The sequence below is a fragment of the Kitasatospora sp. NPDC057518 genome (assembly GCF_042802075.1).
Classification (GTDB): domain Bacteria; phylum Actinomycetota; class Actinomycetes; order Streptomycetales; family Streptomycetaceae; genus Kitasatospora.
On record NZ_JBHVEU010000580.1, the window covers coordinates 1 to 4,756 of the forward strand.

At 74.3% G+C, this 4,756-nt stretch carries 6 protein-coding genes; 2 read left to right on the forward strand and 4 right to left on the reverse strand.

The annotated features are described in order from the left end of the window. Window positions 1-76: 76 nt before the first annotated feature. The gene (locus ACFU7Z_RS36450; RefSeq protein WP_234348556.1) at window positions 77-304 is read right to left on the reverse strand and encodes a DUF397 domain-containing protein; all 228 of its coding nucleotides are present in this window, start codon (window positions 302-304) and stop codon (window positions 77-79) included. Window positions 305-651: 347 nt separating this feature from the next. On the opposite strand from ACFU7Z_RS36450, the gene ACFU7Z_RS36455 reads away from it, so the two are divergent. After that, window positions 652-1,191 (forward strand): PTS-dependent dihydroxyacetone kinase phosphotransferase subunit DhaM, encoded by a 540-nt coding sequence (locus ACFU7Z_RS36455; RefSeq protein ID WP_082345992.1) that lies wholly within the window; start codon window positions 652-654, stop codon window positions 1,189-1,191. A 58-nt stretch (window positions 1,192-1,249) separates the two neighbouring features. On the opposite strand, the gene ACFU7Z_RS36460 is transcribed toward ACFU7Z_RS36455, so the two are convergent. The 3 genes from ACFU7Z_RS36460 to ACFU7Z_RS36470 form a co-directional block, all read right to left on the reverse strand. After that, on the reverse strand, window positions 1,250-1,738 hold the full coding sequence (locus ACFU7Z_RS36460; protein ID WP_380782339.1) for an NUDIX domain-containing protein: 489 nt from the start codon (window positions 1,736-1,738) through the stop codon (window positions 1,250-1,252). A gap of 10 nt (window positions 1,739-1,748) precedes the next feature. Next, on the reverse strand, window positions 1,749-2,300 hold the full coding sequence (locus ACFU7Z_RS36465) for a sugar transferase (protein ID WP_049656058.1): 552 nt from the start codon (window positions 2,298-2,300) through the stop codon (window positions 1,749-1,751). Between the two features lie 280 nt (window positions 2,301-2,580). Next, on the reverse strand, window positions 2,581-2,853 hold the full coding sequence (locus ACFU7Z_RS36470) for a hypothetical protein (protein ID WP_143204765.1): 273 nt from the start codon (window positions 2,851-2,853) through the stop codon (window positions 2,581-2,583). A gap of 371 nt (window positions 2,854-3,224) precedes the next feature. Here ACFU7Z_RS36470 and ACFU7Z_RS36475 point away from each other — a divergent pair, with 371 nt between their 5' ends. Beyond that, window positions 3,225-4,415, forward strand: coding sequence for a polysaccharide deacetylase family protein (locus tag ACFU7Z_RS36475; protein WP_380782341.1), 1,191 nt, complete (start codon window positions 3,225-3,227; stop codon window positions 4,413-4,415). Window positions 4,416-4,756 lie beyond the last annotated feature (341 nt).

Here is a 4,756-nt window from a genome sequence, read left to right on the forward strand (position 1 = left end):
GACCCCCGCCGACCGGGGGTCCGCTCCCGTGGTGCCGGGCGCCGGCTCGGCGCCGACGGGCTCCGCGCGCCTCGGCTCAGGTGAGGTCGAACTCGCCGTCCCGGGCGCCGAGCACGAAGGCCCGCCACTCGCCCGGCGTGAAGACCAGGACCGGCCCGTCCTCCTGGCGGCCGTCCCGCATCCCGATGTAGCCGTCCACGAAGGCGATCTGCACGTCGCCGACGCCCTGGCTGCTGCACAGCCACTCCGCCCCGGTGAAGTCCACCCTGGGCTTCCCGTTCGGCGCCAGATCCGGCTGCACCACGCTGACCTCCGTGTCCGTCCCGCTGTTGGATCCCACTGACCGATCTCCTCCCGACGGCGTTCCTGGGCCAGCCTAGCCACACCGCCCGGCCCCGGTCAGCGGGTTGACGAGGACTCCTCCGGGCGGGGACGGGTGCGGCCGGAGGACCGGTCGAGGCGTGTCCCGACCGGCGGGGGCGGCGGGCAGCTGCCAGAGTGCTGCCAGGGCGCCGTACGACCGCTTCCCCGGCCCGGCCCGCGAGGTGCCGGGGCCCGGGCCGCTCCGCCCTGACCGACCGGGATGACCGGTTCGACCGAGCGCGCCTTGCCAGAACGATCCACCGACCGACCCGTTCGAGGGAGCAGCCGATGAGCCGCCGGGACGGCACCCGCGCCGACGTCATCCCCATCTCCGACGCCCCCTCGGCCCATCCCCCGGCACCCCGGACGCCTCCCTCACCCACCCAGTTGCCCCGGCCGACCCCCGCCCGGACCGCCACGCACGGGCGGGTCGGGATCGTCCTGGTCTCGCACAGCCAGGAACTGGCCACCGCCGTACGCTCCCTCGCGCTCGCGTTGACCGGATCCGACTCCCCCGCGCCGGTCGCGGCGACCGGCGGCGACCCGTCGGACGGACCGGGCATCAGCGCCGTCCTGGTGGCCGCCGCGACCCGGCGGGTGGACCAGGGCCACGGCGTGGTGGTGCTCGCCGACCTCGGCGGGGCGGTCACCACCGTCCGCGCGCTGCTGGCCGACGCGGACGAGCACGGGCTGCCCTTCCCGGTCCGGTTCGCCAACGCCCCGTTCGTCGAGGGCGCGGTGGCCGCGACCGCCACCGCCACGGCGGGCGGGGACCTGGCCGCGGTGCTGGACGCGGCGGAGGAGGCCTACCGGCAGTACAAGGGCTGACCGGCGCGGGCGGGTGGTTGAGGACCTGCGGCGGGCCGTGATGGGCCCGCCCCCGGGCTCAGGGGCGCTCCTTGCCCTCCCAGGTGAAGACCGCCGGGCCCTCGCACTCCAGCGCGTGGCGCAGCCGCTCGTGCTCGCTCTCGATCATCGGCGGCAGCTCGTCCAGCCCGAACCAGCCGACGTCCAGCGACTCGTCGTCGTTCACCCGCGCCTCGCCGCCGACCGCACGGCAGCGGAAGGTCAGCACCAGGTACTGCGTCACATCGCCGTTCGGGTACGTGACCTGCGGCGAGACCGTGACGGAGGCGAGCAGCTCGGGCACGACCACCACCCCCGTCTCCTCCTCGCACTCGCGCACCACGCCGTCGGCGGGCTGCTCCCCGGGGTCGAGGATGCCCCCGACCGGCGCCCACCGGCCGTCGTCGGCCCGGCGGGCGAGCAGCACCCGGTCGCGGTCGTCCAGCACGACGGCGACGACGGCGCTCAGCCAGAGCGGGCGGGTTCCCACGATGGCGCGGAGCTCGACGAGGAAGGGGGGAATGGCCATGGGCCGCAGCCTATCGGGGCGGCTCCGGGCCGACCCGGTGCGCCCGGCCGGTGTCGGGCCGCAGCAGGGCGAGCACGGTGAGGCCGAGGATGCGCAGGTCGAGCCCGAACGAACGGTGCTCGACGTACCAGAGGTCGAGCTCCGCCCACTCGGGGCGGCTGAGCGGGCGGGGCGTCCGGCCGCGGCTCAGGGCCTGCAGCTGGGCCCAGCCGGTGAGGCCGGGCCGGACGGCGAGCCGGCCGCGCTCCCGGCGGGAGTAGTGCGCCGCCTGGTCCGGGCCGACCGGCAGGGGCCCGATCACCCCCATGTCGCCGCGCGCCACGTTCCACAGCCGCGGCAGCTCGTCCAGGCCGGATTGCCGCAGGAGGGCGGTGAGCCGGCCGTCCCCTCCGGTCCGGAAGCGCAGGAGCTGGAACTCGCGGCCGTGCCGGCCGGTCCGGATCTGCCGCTGGAGGACCGGGCCGCCGGTGCCGCAGCGGAGCAGGACGGCGATCAGCAGGGCCAGCGGCAGTGCGACGACCGCGGCCAGGGCGGCGACGGCGAGGTCGCCGGCGCGTCTCATGAGACGGCCGCGGCGCGATCCGGTCTACCGCTCATCGCTCCACCTCCACGGCGCTTCGAGCCGGAAGAACGCCTTCACAGTAGAGGCGGGATGAAGCTGTCGTCCGGGAATGGTGAAAGAAGAGGGCCTGAGATTGTCCGACTGGACGATATTCAGTCGGTCTGACCAATTTCGCTCGATCGGCCGTTTCGGAATTCCGAGAGCGATCGACGTTACGGGTGGGGGCAACGCCCGGACGGAACCCGCCGACCGTACGGCCGGTACGCCGGCCGGGGCGCCGTCAGAGCGCGGCGCGGCGCCGGTCGCGGAACACGCCGAAGGCGATCCGGCCGAGCAGCAGGACGCCCGCGGCCAGACAGCCGGCCACCGCCATCGCCCAGGCCGGCCCGTCACTGTCCGGCACGAACACGGCCACGACGATGCCGAGCGCCAGGCAGGCCAGGCCCACCACCGTCAGCGGGACCTGGTGGGTGACCAGGGCTCCGCCGCTGCACGCGCGAGCCATCCGGGAGGCCCCGTGGAGGTGGAAGGGGTCACGGTCCGCATCTGCCATGAGCCCAAGGTACCCCGGGGCGGCGCGGGTGGCAGCCCGCAGGGAGTGAAGGTCCGGACACGCTGCGCAACCGGGGGATCCGGGCTGGTCAGCGGCACGCCGGGCCCGCCCCGAAGTGTGTCCGAGGCGTCCGGGCGTGCATTCCGGCTCCACAATCAGTCCACGAAAAATACTCGTCCCCCCGGTACAACCATCCGTCCGGTGCAGCGGTCTCAATGGCATTGAGTGATCCAGGAGCCGTTCGAGGGACGGGTGTGAACCCCCCACCGAGAACAGGAATATCCAGGAGCGGAGCCGCCGCCCCTGGAGTCGGAGGCCGGGCTCCGTCCTCCGGCGGTACCGCCACGCCGCTCGGCGAACGAGGGGGAACCGTGCCGCAGTCCCAGTCCAGTACATCGATCTCCATGGCCCGCGCCCGGCCGGCACCCCGCATGCGCGCGCTGCCCCTGACCGTCGGGTGGTCGGCGGACCGGCACGGCACCGGCCGACCCACCGACCGTCCGCACGGCGACCACCTGCACGGCGATCACCTTCGCGGCGATCAGCTCGGCGGCGATCTCCTGCACGGCGACCGTCGGCGCGAGGAGCACCGCCACGGCACGCACCTGGACGGCGGGGGCCGTCACCGGGCGGCCGTCGACACGGAACAGCAGGACGCTCGGGGCGAATGGCTGCGGTTCGCCCCCGTCCAGCCGCTGTTCCGGGCCCTGGCCGCCCAACGGCTCGCGGTGCTCGCGTACCACGGGGTGACCGACCACCGCTCGTTCGGCGCTCAGCTCGACCGGCTCCAGCGGCTCGCCACGCCGGTCTCGCTCGACGCGGTCCTCCAGGCCGTGACCGAACGGCGGCCACTGCCGCCCCGGAGCGTCCTGGTCACCTTCGACGACGCCGACCGGAGCGTCCTCACCCACGCCCTGCCCGCCCTCGACGCCCGGGGCATTCCGGCCACCGCGTTCGTCATCTCGGAGCTCATCGGCACCGAACGGCCGTTCTGGTGGCACGAGGCCGACTTCCTCGCCCGGCACGGGGGCCGGGCCCGCTCGCTCGACTGCGGACACCCGTCCCAGCTGCTCCGGCGGCTCAAGGCCATGCCGGACCCGGACCGGCGGCGCAGTCTGCACGAACTGCGGGTCAGCGCCGATCGCCGACCGCCCCGCCAGGAGCAGCTGACCCCGGCCGACCTGCTCGCCCTGCGGGACGGGGGCGTCGCGATCGGCAACCACACCCAGGGGCACCCGTGCCTCGGGCGCTGCGACGACGACACCGTGCGCGCCGAGATCACCGGCGCCCACGAGGCCCTCACCCGATGGCTGGGCGAACCGCCGATCGCCTTCGCCTACCCGGACGGCGGCCACGACGTCCGCGCCGAAACCGTCCTGCAGGAGCTCGGCTACCGACTCGGCTTCCTCTCCGACCACCGCCTGGGCCCCCGGCTCCCCTCCCATCCCCTCCAGATCAGCCGCCTCCAGGTCGACTCCACCACCAGCACCCGCCGCTTCGACACCATCCTCTCCGGCCTCGAACCCGCCTACCGCCGCTGGCGCCGCCAGGCCGTCGCCTAGCAACGGGCGCCATCACGCCGCGCAGGAAGTCGGCCGGGTCGACTTCCTGTGCGGCGCGCACCCCGGCAGCCCATCCCCAAAGCAACCAATCACTCGAGCCAATCCCGCACCAAAAGTCGGCCAGGCCGACTTCTCGCGCGCCCAGCCAAGTCATTTCAGGCGCCCGGAATGCCACCCCCCGCCCCCGCAAAAAGTCGACTCCACGCACTCAACTTCCGGCACAAACCCACCCCAGAAGTCGGCCCGCCCGACTTCTGGCGCGCTCCGCCACGTTCACACAGAAGCCGCAACGGCCGGCCGCTCGCCACGCGAAGACGGCGCGGCCGGACCAGGCGCGTCCC